The sequence below is a fragment of the Paenibacillus sp. FSL H7-0331 genome (assembly GCF_001956045.1).
On record NZ_MRTH01000006.1, the window covers coordinates 335,189 to 354,211 of the forward strand.

General features: G+C 42.6%; 17 protein-coding genes and 2 pseudogenes. 12 read left to right on the forward strand and 7 right to left on the reverse strand.

Annotated elements, in window-relative coordinates; all coding sequences use genetic code 11:
- Positions 1 to 13 precede the first annotated feature (13 nt).
- Entirely contained in the window at positions 14 to 1,501 is a 1,488-nt protein-coding gene (locus BK127_RS11855) for an S-layer homology domain-containing protein (protein WP_076230250.1), read from the reverse strand.
- Between the two features lie 241 nt (positions 1,502 to 1,742).
- Positions 1,743 to 2,171 (reverse strand): VOC family protein, encoded by a 429-nt coding sequence (locus tag BK127_RS11860; protein WP_076230251.1) that lies wholly within the window; start codon positions 2,169 to 2,171, stop codon positions 1,743 to 1,745.
- A gap of 146 nt (positions 2,172 to 2,317) precedes the next feature.
- On the opposite strand from BK127_RS11860, the gene BK127_RS11865 reads away from it, so the two are divergent.
- The 3 genes and pseudogenes from BK127_RS11865 to BK127_RS11875 form a co-directional block, all read left to right on the forward strand.
- Positions 2,318 to 3,013, forward strand: a complete 696-nt coding sequence (locus BK127_RS11865; protein ID WP_076230252.1) for a DUF7002 family protein — start codon at positions 2,318 to 2,320, stop codon at positions 3,011 to 3,013.
- A gap of 37 nt (positions 3,014 to 3,050) precedes the next feature.
- Positions 3,051 to 3,251, forward strand: a complete 201-nt coding sequence (locus BK127_RS11870) for a helix-turn-helix domain-containing protein (protein WP_076230253.1) — start codon at positions 3,051 to 3,053, stop codon at positions 3,249 to 3,251.
- Between the two features lie 23 nt (positions 3,252 to 3,274).
- A pseudogene (locus BK127_RS11875) lies at positions 3,275 to 3,577 on the forward strand (peptide deformylase); the annotation flags it as partial.
- Here BK127_RS11875 and BK127_RS11880 read toward each other — a convergent pair.
- Positions 3,572 to 3,958, reverse strand: a pseudogene (locus BK127_RS11880) (AraC family ligand binding domain-containing protein); the annotation flags it as partial. The pseudogenes BK127_RS11875 and BK127_RS11880 sit on opposite strands and share 6 nt — an antisense overlap.
- Before the next feature lie 18 nt (positions 3,959 to 3,976).
- Entirely contained in the window at positions 3,977 to 4,558 is a 582-nt protein-coding gene (locus tag BK127_RS11885; RefSeq protein WP_076230254.1) for a LysE family translocator, read from the reverse strand.
- Between the two features lie 278 nt (positions 4,559 to 4,836).
- Here BK127_RS11885 and BK127_RS11890 point away from each other — a divergent pair, with 278 nt between their 5' ends.
- Positions 4,837 to 5,742 carry a stalk domain-containing protein gene (locus tag BK127_RS11890; RefSeq protein WP_076230255.1) on the forward strand — a complete coding sequence of 302 codons (906 nt, stop codon included), beginning with the start codon at positions 4,837 to 4,839 and terminating at the stop codon, positions 5,740 to 5,742.
- A gap of 114 nt (positions 5,743 to 5,856) precedes the next feature.
- On the opposite strand, the gene BK127_RS11895 is transcribed toward BK127_RS11890, so the two are convergent.
- Entirely contained in the window at positions 5,857 to 6,249 is a 393-nt protein-coding gene (locus BK127_RS11895; RefSeq protein WP_076230256.1) for a winged helix-turn-helix transcriptional regulator, read from the reverse strand.
- Positions 6,250 to 6,363: 114 nt separating this feature from the next.
- Here BK127_RS11895 and BK127_RS11900 point away from each other — a divergent pair, with 114 nt between their 5' ends.
- Entirely contained in the window at positions 6,364 to 7,377 is a 1,014-nt protein-coding gene (locus BK127_RS11900; protein WP_076230257.1) for a zinc-dependent alcohol dehydrogenase family protein, read from the forward strand.
- 152 nt (positions 7,378 to 7,529) lie between these two features.
- Here BK127_RS11900 and BK127_RS11905 read toward each other — a convergent pair whose 3' ends face one another.
- The gene (locus BK127_RS11905) at positions 7,530 to 7,808 is read right to left on the reverse strand and encodes a zinc ribbon domain-containing protein (RefSeq protein WP_076230258.1); all 279 of its coding nucleotides are present in this window, start codon (positions 7,806 to 7,808) and stop codon (positions 7,530 to 7,532) included.
- Between the two features lie 183 nt (positions 7,809 to 7,991).
- Between BK127_RS11905 and BK127_RS11910 the strand changes: the two genes are divergently transcribed.
- A complete protein-coding gene (locus tag BK127_RS11910; RefSeq protein ID WP_076230259.1) occupies positions 7,992 to 8,900 on the forward strand; it encodes a helix-turn-helix transcriptional regulator in 909 nt (302 codons plus the stop codon).
- A 44-nt stretch (positions 8,901 to 8,944) separates the two neighbouring features.
- Here the strand turns inward: BK127_RS11910 and BK127_RS43660 are convergent, their stop codons facing one another.
- On the reverse strand, positions 8,945 to 9,097 hold the full coding sequence (locus tag BK127_RS43660) for a hypothetical protein (protein ID WP_179097451.1): 153 nt from the start codon (positions 9,095 to 9,097) through the stop codon (positions 8,945 to 8,947).
- Positions 9,098 to 9,359: 262 nt separating this feature from the next.
- Between BK127_RS43660 and BK127_RS11915 the strand changes: the two genes are divergently transcribed.
- The 6 genes from BK127_RS11915 to BK127_RS11935 all read left to right on the forward strand — a co-directional run bounded on the left by BK127_RS11915 (position 9,360) and on the right by BK127_RS11935 (position 19,007).
- Positions 9,360 to 11,549 (forward strand): HAMP domain-containing sensor histidine kinase, encoded by a 2,190-nt coding sequence (locus BK127_RS11915; RefSeq protein ID WP_256711267.1) that lies wholly within the window; start codon positions 9,360 to 9,362, stop codon positions 11,547 to 11,549.
- Between the two features lie 80 nt (positions 11,550 to 11,629).
- Positions 11,630 to 12,304, forward strand: a complete 675-nt coding sequence (locus tag BK127_RS44735; RefSeq protein ID WP_256711268.1) for a sensor histidine kinase — start codon at positions 11,630 to 11,632, stop codon at positions 12,302 to 12,304.
- A gap of 35 nt (positions 12,305 to 12,339) precedes the next feature.
- Positions 12,340 to 13,086 (forward strand): GNAT family N-acetyltransferase, encoded by a 747-nt coding sequence (locus tag BK127_RS11920; protein WP_076230260.1) that lies wholly within the window; start codon positions 12,340 to 12,342, stop codon positions 13,084 to 13,086.
- Positions 13,087 to 13,862: 776 nt separating this feature from the next.
- Positions 13,863 to 15,398 (forward strand): extracellular solute-binding protein, encoded by a 1,536-nt coding sequence (locus BK127_RS11925; RefSeq protein ID WP_076230261.1) that lies wholly within the window; start codon positions 13,863 to 13,865, stop codon positions 15,396 to 15,398.
- Between the two features lie 116 nt (positions 15,399 to 15,514).
- Complete coding sequence (locus BK127_RS11930) at positions 15,515 to 16,609, forward strand: mandelate racemase/muconate lactonizing enzyme family protein (RefSeq protein ID WP_076230262.1); 1,095 nt, start codon at positions 15,515 to 15,517, stop codon at positions 16,607 to 16,609.
- 61 nt (positions 16,610 to 16,670) lie between these two features.
- The gene (locus BK127_RS11935) at positions 16,671 to 19,007 is read left to right on the forward strand and encodes a helix-turn-helix domain-containing protein (RefSeq protein ID WP_076230263.1); all 2,337 of its coding nucleotides are present in this window, start codon (positions 16,671 to 16,673) and stop codon (positions 19,005 to 19,007) included.
- The last annotated feature ends 16 nt before the right edge of the window (positions 19,008 to 19,023 follow it).

Here is a 19,023-nt window from a genome sequence, read left to right on the forward strand (position 1 = left end):
GGGAGAGATGCTATTACTTAACGCCTGTTAAGGTAACAGCTTGTGAATCAGCCCAACTGTTAACAGCGGCAACCGAATAAGTGACTCCGGAAATAAGCTTGCCGTTATTTTGAATATCAAATACACCTACCGCGCCTTGGCGGGATGTAAACTTATATTGTGCGGTTAGCTTGGTGCCGTCCGGTGCGGTTAATGTCACACTGCGGCCTGCGAACAGCTCATCCTGAGGATCTGCGGTCAAAGTCACGTTGATGCTCGTAGCGGAAACAGCTTCTGCTTTTTGGATCGCGAGCGGGGCTATGCTCTTGGCTGTCAGCGTCTGTCCGCCAAAAGTCGCCCATGGTGCAGATAAGGTATAGACCGAACCCGATTTCAAGGTTTCACCATTTGCAAGACGAAACTTCGGCTCCTGCTTGCCGTCTGTCGATTGGGTGAAAGGAACATAAGTTGCCGTCAAGCTGGCTCCTGCTTGGTCTGTCAGTGTAACTTGCTTAAGTCTCATGGATGGAATGATCGTAAGCGGTTTTCCGTTATAGGTATTGTTATCGTCTACGGTGAAATCCAGCCCGTTACGTTTGCCGCTGTACAGTGCAATGATGTACTGGTAGTCGGTAACACCATCAGCGAGGTAGGATTGCAGCTCAATCGTATCAGCCGCTACCTGCTCTACCGCTTTAAACGGAATTTTGATATCACTACCGATAAACGAACCCGACTTTTGACCTTTATAGGCTACTGTGTAGCTGGTACCTGCTTTTTGCGGTGAGGTCGGTACGATATAGGTTGCTTTGGCCCCAGTTTTAAGCTGCGGAATGTTTTCGAGCATCAAACCGTCCGAGAACACAAAATTTTGCTTCGCTTTCTCTACATCCGTATTTTCAGCAGTCAGAGGAGCTGAGAATGTGATTTGTACAGCAACTGCATTCAGCACCTTCACCTGGGTGATTTGCGGGATAGCCGCTTGCTGTACGGCATAAAATAACTGTGCTGTTTCTGCACGGGTAGCAGCTCTACCTGCTGTATATGAGCTGCCGAATAGAATCTGCACAGCTGCCTTATCCTGCTTCAATAGTGCTGCTGCGATCTCCACCAGCTGCTCGTGGCTTACCGTAGCGCCTGGCTGAAACCGGTCGTTATCGGCTTTCATTATGCCCCCATTGACCAAGGCATTAATATAGCTGAAAGACCAATCGGATTGTTGTACATCCTGAAAGCTGAGCTTTTTGTCCGTATTCAGATTGACATACATCGATAGAGCAGCGATCTTAGCCAGCTCGCCTCGGGTAACGTTCTGATTAGGTTTGAATTCCGTATCGGAATATCCGGACAGCACATTTTGTTTAGCTAACTCTTGAATCGCCAACTTGGATGCGGCTGTGTTTTCGATATCGATAAATTTATCTGCTGCAAGCACCTGCAGTACATTCAGGGGTGCTATGGCTGCAAAACCTACCGCTGTTGTAATCGTTAAGGTTGCTAACAAAGAGTTCCGTTTTACCATGAAGATCAATCTCCTTTTGTGTTATATTCTACTGCCTGACTTGCTGTAGGAAGTGTTCATAGGTATACAATAGCCTACAGGTCATAACATTCGAATAAAAAGCAGCAACCTCCGCATAACAAAACCATAACAAAGCTCTTCACGAAGCTTTTCGTTATGTTGACAAGCAAAAAGGATACAGAATCTTTTCACAATAAGAAAAGTTCCATATCCTGATTCTCACAGCATTATGCTAACATTATTACATATTCATTTCTCCACTGTCGTAGTTCAATTGCCATCCAATTCCGAACTTATCTGTAAGCTGGCCGTAGCACTTGCTCCAAAATGTTTCTTGCAGCTCCATCCCTACAGTACCGCCTTCTTTGAGCTTATGAAAAATTGACTTTATGGCATCAATGTCCTTAATGACTAGGGCAAGGCTGATGTTGTTTCCTACTATAAAGTTCATGTCAGGAAAGGTATCTGAAAACATCACATTGCTTCCATAAATGTTAAGTCGTGCGTGCATGACCAAATGCTTCACTTGCTCTGGAACCGTATAATCCGGGTTGGGCGGTGCTTCTCCGAAGGTCATAATATGCGGTTTATCTGTTCCAAAAACTTCTGCATAATATTCTACAGCTTCACGACAGTTTCCATTGAAATTAAAATAAACATCAATCGACATGTGCTTCACTCCCTAGTTTGAATTGGACATCAGTGCGTTGTTAAATGCCTATTATCATTGTATCATTACACACTATGATTTCAAATATACGCAACTTCCTATTAGAAACCATGCTTAGATCCTCATAGACGAGAAGGAGCAGGACCATGAAAACGGCTGTAATAGCGGCAATAACAAAAGCAAAAGGCAGGAAGTCCCTGTATCATTTTACAAGAGCGAGTAATTTATCGGCTATTGCCCATTTGGATGCGCTACTATCCAGTACTCGTATCGATCCTGACTTCGAAGGTGAGCGTCGATTAATGGCGAGAAGTGTAAGCTATGATGATTTTTCAATTACCATCAATGCTCATCTGAAAATTGTTGACAGTATGATCGATGCGGCAACTACACAGGAGCAATTTCGGGCTTGTCTGGATCGGCATGTGTTTTTTTGGCCTACCTTAAGGGATTGTCAGAAAATGGTGGATACCTACGCGCGAAGAGAGCAGGATGAAAAATTTGCTGTGCTTGAATTCGATGCGCAGTCCTTATTGTTGGAGCATTATGCCGCAGTGAAGCTGTCCAAGTATGATTCGGGGAGCTCTCCGCGGTTTCCGGCTCACTGTTCGTACAAGAAAAGCCCGGATATGTTTTTACCTTTGGAACACTTCAATACTGTAATCAGCAGCTTAGTACCTGTAAAAGCATCCGAAATACGGGAGGTGCTCGTCGAAGATCAGGTAATGGACGTGTCCAAGCATTTACGAGCGGTTTATCTCGATAATCGGGAACAGTTGCCTGATTGCTGGCAGTGTCTGATGAAGCCTCTGGCGGATCTGAAAGTCACGAATGCTAGATGATTTATAGCCTGTTTATGGTTGAAAATGGTTTGAGATTATGATAAATTCAGGTACGGCATTAGCCCGTTTGCTAAAGGAGAAAGCAGGATACGATTTATCCGCTCCTTCCATTAGCGCCCTGCTTAACGACCAACCTAAACAAATGAAGGCAGACACCTTGGATGCACTATGTACAGCTTTGGAGTGTACGCCCAGCGATCTTTGGGTACATACTCCAACATCTATGAAAGGTGCTTAGTATAGGAGGAATGGAGGAAAATCATGGCAGAAAGATCAATTGTCCCTTTTGGTGATTCAATTTTAAGAAAAGCAGCCAAACCGGTAGATGAAATAAATCCGAAAATCTTAAAACTTCTGGATGACATGGTGGATACCCTCTACGCGACTGATGGCAGGGCAGGACTGGCTGCGCCACAAGTAGGAATTCTTCGAAGAGTAATTGTCATGGATTGTGGGGAAGGTTTAATTGAGCTGATCAATCCTGAGATTATTGAATCCGCGGGTGAGCAGATAGGTCCAGAGGCTTGCCTGTCATTTCCAGGATATACGGGAATCGTGAAGCGGGTCTTCTTTACCGTTCTGGATGGCATGGCTTAGGGTGATAATACATCGCGCTAATTTGGCATTGTAGACGATAGGGGAGGAAAAACGCAATTCTTTTTTCCCAAGTATCTCTAATAATAGGGCCGGCTTGATATAGAGCATGACATAATCAAGCTCTGCCCTTTCATGTGAGCTGCCATCATGCGATTGCTCGGGATTAAACAGCATAACTCCATTTTTATGGGATAACTGAAAGCTGCCGTCCAAGTTATATTGTTGGATTCCGCGTAAAGTCACACCAAGTGCATATTCCTCGTGGCAATGCTTTTTATATGTAAACTCAGTGATGCTTGCCGATAAGGCCAGGATATCTGCTGATTTTTTATAGTTGAATTTCTCCACGTCCTTACCTCCCAATCTCTATAGGATTCCCGATACCATAATTGCAGAGTAAACTAAAAACAGCGCCATCAGGGTGTTTATCAATTTGTGATGATGAATTAAAAATCTTTTGAAAACTGCACCAAAAATAACCCAAGTGGTAAATGCAAAAAATCCGATGACGGTGATGACCATAACAAACAGGAACGATGCCAGCGATGAGGTGTAATAGGGCATAATATAGCTGGGTATTACGGTTAGCGTAAACAAAACAACTTTAGGATTTACAAATTGCATCAGCAAGCCTGAGAGAAAATTGGCGGTTTGTTTAGGTTTGGATTCCGTTGAATCCATCTTGAAGATTTGATATGCGAGATAGAGCATATATAAACTGCCTATGATCTGCATGATGCCTACAATATTCGGAATGATCCCCGCTAACATACGGTTTAGCACCACAGAAGAAGCCAGCAATATACCAAAGGCAACTGTAGCCCCGCCTACATACTCCATTGCTTTTTTTGCACCAAAATGATGCACGGCATGTAAAATGACCATATTGGCCGGCCCAGGTGTAAATGTCGCAACAACACAATAGATGAAAAAGGACGTTATATTCATAATGCCTCCTGTACAAGTAGTCACAAGAATATACACCTAATCACTATAATGCTTATAGTATATTATTGCAGAAGGCTTAACCGCTATTGTAGCAAAGAATGAACGGAATCGACATGGGTTATTATGGGTGGGAGCCACATCACTAATGAGCGAATATTTGAGGGCGTTCTTCCTTCCGGTCTTCACTGAGGAGGAAGATTCTTTAGCAACTATAATAGAGCTATCAACGTCATATGTGAATATAAAGTTTTTTTACCAAAAATAGGGTGGTGATTGCTTTGAAAAATTTTATTGTAGGAATGAGTTGTGGGATCCTTATATCAATCACGACAGCAACATATGCCGCTGAATCAATAAAAGAAGCTTCCAATTTTCCAGTGAAATTTGATTTTAACGGGCTAGCCCGTGAGCTAGAAGAAGGGTATACGGTTTTAAATTATAACGGACATGCTTATGCTCCTGTTCGCTTTATCGCCGAGAATTTGGGAGCTAATATTGATTATGATGCAGAGAATGAAAAAGTAGTTATTAAGAATGGAAACCTTGATTTATTCGATATGAATTTAAGCGGAGCTTCTGGTGGGAATTTAGTTGTTACCAAAGATGGGACACGAACTAAGGTTACAGGCCAACTGAAAATTGAAAATTTGCCAGAAGAGAAAAACACAGTGGAGGGCAGCTTATATTTTTACAATAATAATAATGAAAAAATTGGTGAGGCAATAATTAAAGGGGATCATTTCGGGAAACAAATCCAAAATTTTACCGCATTTGGTGAGGGCTATTTCGCAAATTATTCTAGTGCAAAAATGGAGATTAATTCTATCAACGGTAGGCGTGTTGGGGAAAATGCCAATGCTGATGATACTAGTATTCCACTAATTCAAATTCTAGATGATCCATTGAAAGATATTAGTAAAATTGAGATCACATATGGGCCGGGAAGGCGACTCGTTGTTAATAATGCTGAGGTGATGCGAACCATTGAAAGTAAATTAAAGGAGATTCAATTATCCAAATTATTAAATCAAGATAAAAGAGTAGGATATTTATATTTTATGGATATATATACAGGTGAGAAAAAAGTGAGATATAGTAGTGAGTTACAATTGAATGGAATCATGTATCAGCATACTGCTTTAACAGATTCATTAGATAGCTTTATTCTTGCTTTAGAACGATAATGTCTTCGACTTTAATCTGGCATGACGATGTCCCGAATTGTGAGACATAGTCATGCTTTTTATTTGTTTATGAGAGACTTTCCTAATCATCGCACAAAGCGAATCCCTATAGTTTTATTCCTGACTATAAGATTGATCGTATGCCGATCTCGCATTTTCGACTAGCGAATAATGATCTCTTGTCCATTGCTTCAGCTCTCTCATAGGTCGAAGCAACGTTTCGCCGAGCGGAGTAAGTGAATATGCGACGATTGGAGGGATAGACGGAGTAATATCGCGTTGGACCAACCCATCCCGTTCCAGCTGCCGAAGTGTTTGGGTCAGCATTTTTTTGGATATGCCTTCGATTCGTCTCCTCATTTCACCGTAACGAATTGTACCGTCTTCCAAAGAGTAGATGACCAGCGCTGTCCATTTATTGGAAATGATTTCAAGTACTTTACTATATCCGCAAACAGATATCGATATATCAGGTTGTATGGGTTTAATCGAACTTGATGATGTCATTTCATGCCCCCCTGTGCACCTTTTTGTTCCCAGGACACATTAAAGTGCCTACTTACATTATTTTAGTTCATGTATTAATGTATGTCTATACCATTCGATAAAGGGGAGATTTTCATGAAAGCATACGAAATTCAAAGTGGATTTGGGCTCGATCAACTAAAGGTAGCTGAACGTTCAATGCCAGTTCCTGGTCCTGATGAAGTACTCATCAAAATGAGGGCAGTCTCACTTAACTCCAGAGATCTGGGTGTCATTGACGGGTTTTATAACCCCAATTTAATGCTGCCTTTCATTCCGACATCTGACGGTGTTGGAGAAGTTGTCGCCTTGGGAGAGCAAGTAACCAGGTTCAACATAGGGGACCGGGTCTGCGGCATTTTTACTCAAAGCTGGATATCCGGAGAACCTACACAAGACAATTGGGTAAGTACGCTTGGAAGCCCGTTGGGTGGGCTGCTCGCGGAATATATCGTGCTTCCCGCGAAAGGCTTGGTTCGTATACCGGATCATTTGACGGATGAAGAAGCAGCGGCACTCCCTTGTGCAGGTGTTACGGCATGGCATGCTGTGGTGGAGGAAGGCACAATAAAAGCCGGTGAAACAGTTGTCGTGCAAGGGACAGGCGGCGTTTCCTTGTTCGCGCTTCAATTTGCCAAGCTTCACGGAGCGACTGTGATTGTAACATCAAGCAGCGACGATAAATTGGAGCGAGCGAAGGGACTCGGTGCGGATTTTGGGATCAATTACAGACAAACACCTGAATGGGATAAGGTCGTTCTTGAACTGACGATGGGTCGTGGAGCGGATCATATCGTCGATCTTGGCGGCTCTGCTACCTTGAACCAATCCATCTCAGCGCTGCGGGTGGGAGGACAAATCAGTATGGTTGGTGTTCTATCAGGATACCGTGTAGAAGGATTTGATATCATCCCCGCAATTCTAAGGAAAGCAAGACTCCAAGCGATCAATGTCGGTAGTCGCGACATGTTTGAGACGATGAATCGGGCAATTGATCAGAGTAAGCTTCGACCGATCATTGACATTGTTTTTCCATTCGAGCAGGCTGTTGATGCTCTGCATTACTTGGCTAAAGGCAAGCATTTTGGGAAAATCTGCATCAAATTCTAATTTGAAAACAATTTATTTAATAGCACAATTCATCAAAGACTGGTATAACAAAAAAACGGCAGAGATGCCGTTTTTTCAAAGGATGGAGCGTTATGGGTTTGAAATATTGCACGACTTCCATGATCAAACAGGTTGGACCAACATACCAACTATTATTGCACAGGGGCCCAGCGTTTTAATGTAGGGAACAACACTTTCATTTGTGCTTTGGCTTCACTCTCAGTCATTCCCGAGTTTGCTGACACCATGTGGGGCACACAAAATTCGATCATCTCATCCATAGTGGAATCTGCCGTGAATTCGCCATTTGCAAAGCAATACTTACAATAATCAGGATTGGTACTGCCATCCGCATTTGTACCCTGCATATCATTGGTTTCATCCAGCGGTGCTGCGCAGCTTTGACACGATTTAATCATATTTGTTTCCAATTGTTATCACTCCTGTTTGTTTGGTACTTGCTAGCTTAGTATACGACTCTTAATTCGACAGCAGTATGTCATATTTTAAAACTTTCAAAGATTTTGCAGCTGTATATTTTGAATAGGAAGTTTTTATAATATGACCCTACGTTGTCATATTAAGATGTATACTATTAAATTGAGGTGGTACATATGCCGATAAGTCGACATTTTGAAATCATTTATTTACTCCTGCATAAGAAGACTTTGACAGCAGCCGAGTTGGCCGAACATTTCGAAGTCTCCGCCAGAACCATTTTTAGAGATATTGATACCTTAAGCGCGGCCGGAATTCCAATCTACAGCAGCAGAGGAAAAGGCGGCGGAATTTCTTTAATGGACAGGTACGTCTTAAATACGTCTTTGTTGTCTGAGCATGAGCAAAATGATATTTTAATGGCTCTTCAGAGCTTAAGTGCTGTAAAAATACCTGAAACAAACGACGTGCTGGAGAAGCTTAGCACATTATTTAAGAAGGACATGAATAACTGGATTGAGGTGGATTTCTCCCCATGGGGAAGTCAGGACAGCCAGAGACAGATGTTCCCACTCTTGCGTCAAGCGATAATCGCCCATCATCTGATCAAGTTTCATTACTATAACACAGCGGGTGAGCAGAGTAAGCGGAGTGTTGAACCCGTCAGGCTGCTGTTTAAGAGTAAATCGTGGTATTTGGAGGGGTACTGCCGTAATAGTGAGAGCTCCCGTGTATTTAAGATCAGTCGCATGAAGGAGATCGTTGTTACCGAGATCGTTTGCGATCCAAGACCGGTAGTACCGTTTACAGATGCAGAAGACAACATCATGCGTAACTCTATCGAGGTGACTTTGCGGATTTCTGCACAAGGTGCTTACCGCATCTTCGATGAATTTGCAGAGCAGACGATTACCCGTAATGAAGATGGTACTTATAGTATCACGGTTTATTTTCCAGAGGGTAACTGGCTGGACAGTTATCTGTTGTCTTTTGGTATCCTTCTTGAAGACGTTAGTCCCGAACATTTACGCAAAAGAATGTTGGCCCAATTAGATGCGATGAGGAGTAAATTGAGCAGAGATTGAGCTGTGAAAAAGATGCATAAGACATTTCCAAACATCGATGTAGATCACTCATTTTTATGCTTGATTAATTTTTTCTTGACAAACTTATTCATTATGGAGCCAGCGAGGGATTTTAAAACAAATAAAGCAACGAGACCTGCACCAATTAATAAATAGGTTTCTTTGATCACGGTAATCCATCGATAAATAGTTTCCAAATTGTATGCTCCTAATCTGATATGGGATTTTAAAGTATTACCCAACGATTAGGTGATTTAATCAATCACAGATTTATTATCTATTATGGTGGTTACAACCTGTAACTGTCCTATTATGGGTTTTCCTTTTACCAAGGATATGCTAGACTCGAAATATCTACATCAAAAAAATACCCCAAATACTTTTTAAATAATCCATCCACTACCATCGATTAATCCCTAATAAAGCTTTTATTGAAAATTATCGAAGAATGAGGCGTTCATGACAACTTCGAAGAACGAAATCAAGCTAAGCCATGTTATTTATTTATTAGTGTTCATCCTCTTGCTGGTTGTAGTGCGTTGGAATTGGCATAATCAGCTGTCGTTACCCAATCCTCCATCTGTGAAGCAAGGCGTGTTGGATTTGCGAGGCCTAGAACTTGATCAATTACGTATCTTCCCGATGGATGGGGAGTGGCTGTTTTATCCTGGACAATGGGTAGGTGCATCCAATATTGCAGGCGCTTCGCAAGGACAGATGTTGCAGGTGCCAGGCAACTGGAATGCTGTATTTGATCCTGCAAACAAAGAGGCAAATGGATACGGAACCTATTATGTGCGTATATTGCTTGATCGTCCATTGACCGAGCCGCTTGGTATTTGGTTTCAATCGATTTATACAGCCTCTGAAGTAGAGATTAACGGGGAGGTACTTGCCCATTTCGGTGTACTTGCCGAAGGGAGGGAGGAACATGTTTCCGAAACCAAATCCTTTTTGGTACCCTTTGCGCAGACGAATCAAATGGAGCTGAATCTGTTCGTACGGGCTGCTAATCATGAGTCACCTCTAAAAGGTGGCATCATTAAATCTGTACAATTTGGGACGCAAAAAGAGGTCAACCAAAAATACTTGGTTTCCACGGGTTTGCAGCTTACCGTATGCGTGATTTTTCTACTTCATGCGTTATATGCACTGATAATCTATCTGATGAATGTCCGTAAAACAGAGTTTCTTGTGTTTTTCCTGATGATGGTGGCATCAGCCATGACGGTTGCCGTGTATCACAATGGGCTTCTATTCCAGTGGGTTGAAGCAGACTTTGCATGGAGGGTGAAGTTGAAAGCCTTTGCTTTCATGTGGTTCGCCTTTTTCGTCTTGCTGATGGGAAGAAGTTTTATTGGCAATCAACGTAAGGGTGTGGCCTATTATAGTTATGTGCTTGTGCTTATTGCTTATAATCTTTTTATTGTAATCGGTCCGGCAGAAATGGTACTTTACTCACTCGAGAAAGAGTACTACATGATGCTGTATTACATTCCACTATTCTGGACGGCGTACTATTTTATACGAATGGTGTTGAATAAAGAAGTCGGTGCCTTGTACCTGTTATTTTCGGTGATAAGTATCATCAATAATATTTTGTGGGGGACTGTGTATTATGCAGGAGCGGCGCAGTTCATGTTTTATCCCATAGATTTGATTGCTGCGATTACAAGCTTCTCTGCTTATTGGTTTAAAAGATATTTTCATAATTCAGATGAAGTTTTATTGCTCAATACTCAATTAGCTGAGGCTAACCGCTTGAAGGATCGTTTTCTAGCCAATACGTCACATGAACTGCGTACGCCACTACACGGCATTATGAACATTTCTCAAAGTGTACTGACCCGAAAAAAGGATATGCTGGATGAACAAAGTCAACGCGATATGGAACTGCTCATTATGATTAGCAACCGGATGTCGCATACGCTTAATGACCTACTTGATGTCGTGAGATTGCAGGATAAGAGGATTACGCTGCGCAGGTCGGCTGTGCAAGTGCAGTCCTTGGCAGCTGGTGTATTTGATATGCTGCGGTTTTTGACCGATGGCACAAAGGTGCAGCTTCGCCTGAACATCAAGGAGGAATTGCCTTTCGTATATGCAGATGAAGAACGTTTGGTGCAGATTCTGATCAATTTAGTGCATAATGCAATTAAGCATACACAGGAAGGCAGTGTTGAACTGGCTGCCGTGCAAGACAACGGGCAACTATGGATACATGTAAGGGATACGGGAGCAGGTATGGATGAGGCCATGCAAAAGCGTGCATTTATGCCCTATGAGCAAGGGGCTTTTGGCGGAGGCGGCATTGGACTGGGACTTAGTATTTGCAAGGATCTGGTCGAACTGCACGGTAGTGAGCTCATTGTGGAATCGCAACCGGGTAAAGGCAGCGTGTTCAGCTTTCAATTACCTATGCTGGATGATAGGCGGCAGTCATTTATACCTGATCGTACAGAGCAGGAGATGGACTCGCTGACATTGGTCAGGGCACAGATAACAGCCGAAGCCGCTGCTATGGTGGCAGCCAGTTATGAAATAAAAGAAGTTCATCCTATCTCCATACCACAGGGTGGCTCTGATCGATTCCGAGTGCTGGCAGTCGATGATGATCCCGTCAATATGAACTGCCTATTATACTGCTAACAGCTCGTGGAGAATCGGAGGATATTTATGCAGGCTTCCTTGCCGGAGCGAACGATTATGTCACCAAACCTGCGGATGCAGTGGAATTGAAGTATCGCGCCTGGTCGCTCTCGTCTTTGAAGCAAGCCGTCAATGAACGGCTGCGTATAGAGGCTGCCTATTTGCAGGCGCAAATCCACCCGCATTTTCTCTTTAATACATTGAACTCGATAATGGCTCTAAGTGAAATAGATACAGAAAAGATGCGAGAACTTGGAGAGGCATTCACATCGTACCTGCGTATCAGTTTTGACTTTTTGACCGCAGGCAAGCTGGTACCGCTGGCTCGGGAGCTTCAACTGGTGGAGAACTATGTATATATCGAGCAGCAGCGTTTCGAGGAACGTCTACAGGTGGCATGGGAAGTGAACGTAGATATGGATGTACTGATTCCTCCGCTTACAATTCAGCCGCTGGTAGAGAATGCGGTTCGACATGGCATTTTAAAGCTGTCTAAGGGTGGGACGGTACGGATTCGGATTGAGAGGCAAGCAGAGGCTGTCCGTTTTTCTGTCATAGATACGGGGATTGGAATGGATGACGAACAGATTAGCAAGTTGTTACGTCCAGCCGGTAAAGAATATCGGGGTATTGGGTTGTTTAATACGCATAGCCGATTAACACAATTGTATGGACAAGGTTTGCAAATTCAGAGCAAGTCTGGTGAGGGAACAACGGTGTCTTTTACTATACCTGATTCCTTTCGGCAGAAATGAGGCAAGCGTTTAATTGAATAAGGAAGGGGTACACGATGAACTACATAGAAATCACGAAACAAAATATTGATCGAGAGCACATTTGCTGTGCACTCGGGGCCAAGCAGTATGAACAGGCCGTACTCGAAAAAAAGCAGTGGCTTAGCGCACGGATGGATGATGGGTTAACATTCTATCGTCTGAATGAGCGCGCAAAAGTATTTATTGAGTATCTTCCTGCAGAAAAAGCGTGGGTACCAATCGTGGCTCCTAACTACATGTTTGTCAATTGTCTATGGGTTTCTGGGAGATATAAGAACCAAGGACACGGAAAACAATTGTTGGAAAAATGTAAGAAAGACGCAATGGCGCTTGGGATGGATGGCATAGTACATATTGTTGGTAAGAAAAAGCTTCCCTACCTAAGCGACAAGAACTACTTCGAATACATGGGTTTTGAAGTAGTAGATAGATCTGAGCCTTACTTTGAGCTAATGGCTCTGAAATGGAGCAATTCAGCCCCTACACCAGCATTTAACATCTCATATGTATCTGATGCAGAGGATATCCATATCTACTACACAGCTCAATGTCCTTTTGCAGTCGGAGTATTGGAGGAACTAAGGGAGGTTGCGAGTAATCGAGGATTCGCATTCCACACTCACCGTATCCAATCTAGAGAAGAAGCTCAAAAGGCTCCAACTGCTTGGACAACCTTTAGTTTGTTTTATAATGGGAGATTTGTCACACACGAAATATTAAGTCCCAATAAGTTTGAGAAGCTACTGAATGATTTGAAGTAGAGCTTCCTAAACCGAGCATTGTTTTGATAGTAGTAGTGCAAAGCCTTCTTTAAACAAAGATATAGCCACAAGAGAACGTTCTTGGCCACCTCCCGTTAAAACTATAATGGCATCAGACTCTATTGGTTTATCATTAACAATTAGAAATTGTCCTGAAAAATATTTATATACAACTTTAGAGGAATTCTGTTAAGGAAAGGGTCATAAAGGCGAATTTCTATTCAATTTGAATAAGAATTCGCCTTTTTTATGCTTTACTTTATTTTCACTCCTTCAATAGCGTCAATATGCCACATCATACATACGAGTTGCAATTCATTTTGGCAATAGTCCAGTTTATTCGCTAATTCATCTGTTGTTGCTGTGGACGGAAACTATTTTTCGTAACTGTCTAGACTTCTCCATCAATATCTCTTTTTCAAGCGAGCACATTCATTGAAATAAGGAAATAAACATCATATATGGGATCTTATTCCCAAAATGTGTTAATATAAACTGTATAGTGAATCAGGTTCAAAATTTTGAACATGACAATTCGTCGCTAACGGCATCCCAATTAAAAATTCTTAAGGACAATTTTTGTAGTAGCTTTTTCTTAATATTGTTTCAAATTGTACTTGGTACCTCAACATGATCTTCAAGTAATCTTGTATAGCAAGACATTATTTAACTACAGTTACACACATCAAAAACTGTCTGTTTCTATCTAAACGGATATGCTTTATTTTTATGAAAGCGGTTTAATCTACTCCTGCCGCAAATTAAAGGGGGGAAAAATGAGTGTGAAACGGAATAAAATAGTGTCTGCATTATTGCCTTTAGGGTTATCCATCTCTTTGCTTGCAGCATGTTCCCAAGAAGGGTCTGCGCCGGCAGCGATTGGAAACACGAATCAGAAAGATAAGAAAGACGAGCCATTAAAAATCAGTATGGCATGGGGGCTGTATAACGAGCTTCCGGATATGAACAACAGTTTTTGGAAGGAATTTAAGAAAAAAACCAATGTGGATTTGGATATTCAGTGGATACCGAGTGCTAATTATCAGCAGAAATTAGAGCTCATGTTGGCAACGGGAGATATTCCAGAAGTTGTTTTGGGGGTAGGCTACAACGTACCTACTTTTTACAAAGCAATTGAGAATGGAATGTTTTGGGATCTAACACCTTTTTTGGGCGATTTTAGCAAATATCCAAATTTGAAAAAAAACAAAGAGACCGGGGTATTCGATTATAACAGAGTAAATGGAAAAATCTACACTCTGCCCCGCATGAGATCACAGGTCCATTCCAGTCTGTTGATGCGTAAGGATTGGTTGGACAATTTGAAAATCCCGATGCCGACGACGCTGGATGAGTATAAGGCTGCTTTACAAGCGATTGTCAAAGCCAATCCGACTGGACAAAATCCCATTGGATTAACCACTCACGGGGTATTAGGTGGGGCAAGAGACGTATTTATGCCTGGCTTTGGTGTCTACGACCCAACATACGATAAAGATGGAGGGCTTATCCGCGGATTACTAACGCCGCAGTATGCCGATATGGTGGAATGGTTCCGGGGATTGTATGCTGACGGGCTGCTGCCCAAGGAATTCTCCACTATGAAAGAGCCGCAGTCTCTGGATCTGATTGGCTCTGGTAAAGCCGCGTCCTTGGGATACGTTGTCAGAGCTGACTGGCAGTACACGGAATCGAATAGAAAAATCGATCCGAATGCTCTTGTTAGATCCGCAGTACTAAAGGGTCCTAAAGGCTATGCGATTAATTTACGGTCAAATTTTGCACCAGGGATGTTCATTTCTAAAAAGGTTCCAGAGGAAAAGCTAAAGCGTATTCTTGACTTTTATGAGTCTACGGCTACGGCTGAATTCCTGAAATTCGGTGAATACGGTGTTGAAGGTATCCATTACACTATGGTGAACGGCTATCCCAAGATGACCGAGCTTGGAAGTAAAGAAATGGTCATTTCCAGCTATGATCCTTGGGTCTTGACTTATGACCCCGGCTTTAAAATCAGAAACGTAAACGCACCGCCAGAATTCAATAAAGAAACGGAAAGCCTGGTAAAAGACTGGACGGAAAAGGGGAAGTTGGACCCATTCAGCTACCTCATATCTGATACGTTCAATGATATCTGGCCGAAATATCAGGATGAATTTGATACTAAGACGGTTCAGGCTATCATCGGTAAAATCTCAATAAACGATTTCAGGGCTTATCAAGAACAATTAAGAAATTTGCCCGAGATGAAGAAGGCTTTCCAGGAATTTACTAAATCAGAGAAAGAATTTGCAGCAAATAAAGGAAAATAAACGTGTAATCAGCATAAGGCTAACTGCCAGAAACCAGCTTGAAAGCGCATACAGTTAGCTTTATGCTTCCAGTGTATAAATGAAACTAGTAGATCATGCCGAGGAGGACGGAAAATATGAGTGAAATAATAAGTATTGAAACATTTACCTCGCAATCGGTCGGTATCGTTCGTGTACGAACCGAAGATGGGTTGGAGGGATATGGTCAAGTAGCATCTTATCATTCAGATCTCTCCGCCAAAGTGCTGCACCGGCAAATCGCTCCATATGTATTAGGAGCCGATTCAGACGATATTGCAAGCTTGGCTGAACGGATCGTGATCGGCGAACATAAATTCCCAGGTTCGTATATATGCCGCGCTGTCGGAGGCGTGGACACAGCTCTCTGGGATCTCCGCGGTAAACGGGAAGGCAAGAGCGTGTGTGAGCTTCTGGGTGGAAAGCCACGCCGATTATCAGTTTACGGTTCCAGCATGAGCCGTAACATTAAACCCGAGGAAGAAGCCGAGCGATTGGTCCGATTACAGGATAAATATGGAATACGGGCATTTAAAATTCGGATTGCCGACAATTTCGGCAACGATGTCGATCGCTGGCCAGGTCGTACAGAAGCAATTGTACCTACTGTTCGTAAAGCAATTGGAGATGATACGATTCTGCTGGTGGACGCAAACAGTGGTTACACACCCAAAAGGGCGATTGAAGTCGGCCGCATGCTGGAGCAGTACAATGTAGGCCACTTTGAAGAACCATGCCCCTATCCCGAATTGGAATGGACAGCAGAGGTGGCTGCAGCGTTAACGGTTCCGGTATCTGGCGGCGAACAGGATTGCGATTTGGCGCAATTCAGAAGGATGATCCAGATGAAAGCAGTCGATATCGTACAGCCGGATATCTGTTATTTGGGCGGAATCAGTAGGGCGCTGAGTGTGGCTAGGATGGCTGAAGAAGCAGGGTTGCCCTGCACACCACATGCGGCCAACCATTCCATGGTGACCTTGTTTACGATGCATTTACTGGGTGCACTCCCTAACGGAGGGCCTTTTATGGAATACAGCATTGAGGAAACAAAGTGGTTGAATGGTCTGTATACTTCAGATCCTTTTGCAATCAGAGATGGAGAAGTGAGCATTCCTGATGAACCTGGATGGGGTGTAACCATTCATCCCGATTGGCTGGATAAAGCCGAGTATACCCTTAGTTCCCTGTAATGTGCATTTGCCGAAGGTATAGCTGACTTGCTAGGTTTCAACGTAGTTTGGAGGGTTCCTAATGGCAATATGGTTGCGTAGGAGATGGTCTGGGATCATTTCTGCTTGGTCTGATATGCGAGGTCATTTTTTCTACCGCCTCATCTGGTTGGGGATGATTTCGGCATGTATTCCGATCATCTTGGCGGGAATGGGTTACTATCAAATTGCGGTCAAGGAAGCTTACCAAAAGACCGAAGAGGAAAGCCGTGTTTCGCTGAAATTTGTGTCGGATCGAATCGATTCCTTATTGGCCGCGATCGAGCTGGAATCGTTCCAATTAGCCTTGGACCCTTCAATTGTAGATTTCCTTTCTGGCTATCGTAATGGAAATGATTATCTCATCAACAAACAGATGCTCGCTGCATTGGACCGAAAAAAAAACACAAATGACTTCATCGGGGAAATTCTGCTATATCAAGAAGGCAATAAAATGCTGAATTCGGTATATTACGGGCAAATACCTATTACGAATTATCCCTACATTGAAGATATCGAGTCCGTATTAAGCATGGATTCCCCGGAAGCTCAATGGCTGTATCTGCCGCAATCTGAAAAAAGCGGATACATTACTTTTGTTCGAAGACTGCCGTTGATGAGCGCTGCTAAAGGTATGGATAGATTGATCATTCACATTCGTGTCGATAAGCTGAAAAGTTACATGAACGACAGTTTTTTTTCATTTACTGATAAATCGTTACTTGTGACGGATGCCAAAGGCCTGACTTTATTCCATTCTCAGGGAAAAAGTAGTCTGGATACAGACGAGCACCACGATCAAAATATAAAACGAGTTGTGGAAGATCAAAAGCCATCGGACATGTTCCTTGCCACAGGCCCGAATGGGAGTGAGACACTCTACTCTTATCAAAAAACTACCTCGGGACGTATTTATATTTCCTTGATCCCGAAGGAGGCATTTGCCAAACAATTGGGTTGGATCCGCTGGATGACGATTTGTGCCGTTTTGATCTTAATCCTTGTCGCGGTGTTATTAACATTTTTCAACTCTATGCGGGTATATAGTCCGATTCAACAATTATTGAAACAGGGACGAGATTTAAGTCTTGGGACGGAACCAAATCATAATCCAAATGAAATTACTTACATCAAAGAATGTCTTAACTATTTAAACCGAGAAACGAAATCGTTATCTACTTATTTAAGGAAAATGGAACCGAATTTGCGCGAACGTTTTTTTCATAAGCTTTTGGAAAAAAGTTACGCGGATCAAAGCTTGTTGCAGAAGGAGTGCTCTGATTTGGGCATCTCTGTCTCCGGAAACTACATCGTATTGGTTGTTGAGTTGGAAAATGTTCATAAAGAAAAGCGGTTCCTGCCAGAGGACAAAGCAATAATTGGGTTTGCCATAACCAACGTGATGGAAGAACTGCTGGAAGAGTATAAATCCTTGAACGGCTATACCTTTAACCTAAATAAGGGAAACGGTATTGCTGTTGTTAGTTGTACGGACATGTCGCTGCTGGCTAAGGAGTCCCACAAATATGCAATTGCCGTATGCAATGCATTGAATCGATTCCTGAAGTTCAAAGTTTCTATTGGAATGGGTACCGTTTGCACCCATATTTTTGATGTACCGGTGTCTTATCAAGAGGCCTTATTAGCTCTTGAGTACCGTTTGATTGATGATTCCAATCCTGTGCTTTACATTGAGGATTTGGAAAATCCGCAAAGAAAGATGGTATCACTCTATCCGCATCAACATGTAGAATCGATGGTTTCAGCACTACTGTCTAAGGATGCTATAGCGGCAAAGCAGGCGTTAAAATCATTTTCTCAAACTGCCCGTCTTTCCCAATCTCATATGATTACTTATCAATCTTATCATCTTCTTTTGGCTTCCCTTATTCAGTCTGTGGAAAGTCAGGGTGGCAGTATCTTTACTGTATTGGAGAACAACTTGTTTGATCAATTGATGGAGAGAAAGACATCCACAGAAATATGTGATTGGTTTACGGATGTGTGCTTCCCCCTGATCCAAAGAATAACCGCTCAAAATGATCTGAATCAACTAGCTAAGGGCAAGTCCGATATTATGCGTGTATGCCAATATATTAGAGAAAACGTCCAGTGCGACATTTCGTTAACACAATGCTCGGAGATGCTTTCTATGACTCCGCCATATGTCAGCCGGTTATTTAAGAAAATAATGGGAATTTCGTTTGTAGAATACGTAACGAACTGCAAGATGGAGGAGGCACAAAGGATGCTTCTGGAATCCGATTGCACTCTTCAAGAAATTGCGGCAAGTATTGGATATACGGAGCGAAATCTTAGTCGTGTTTTTCATCGGTACATCCATCTGACACCAGGCCAGTTTCGAATCAAATATCGCTGAATGGCAACTTGTATTC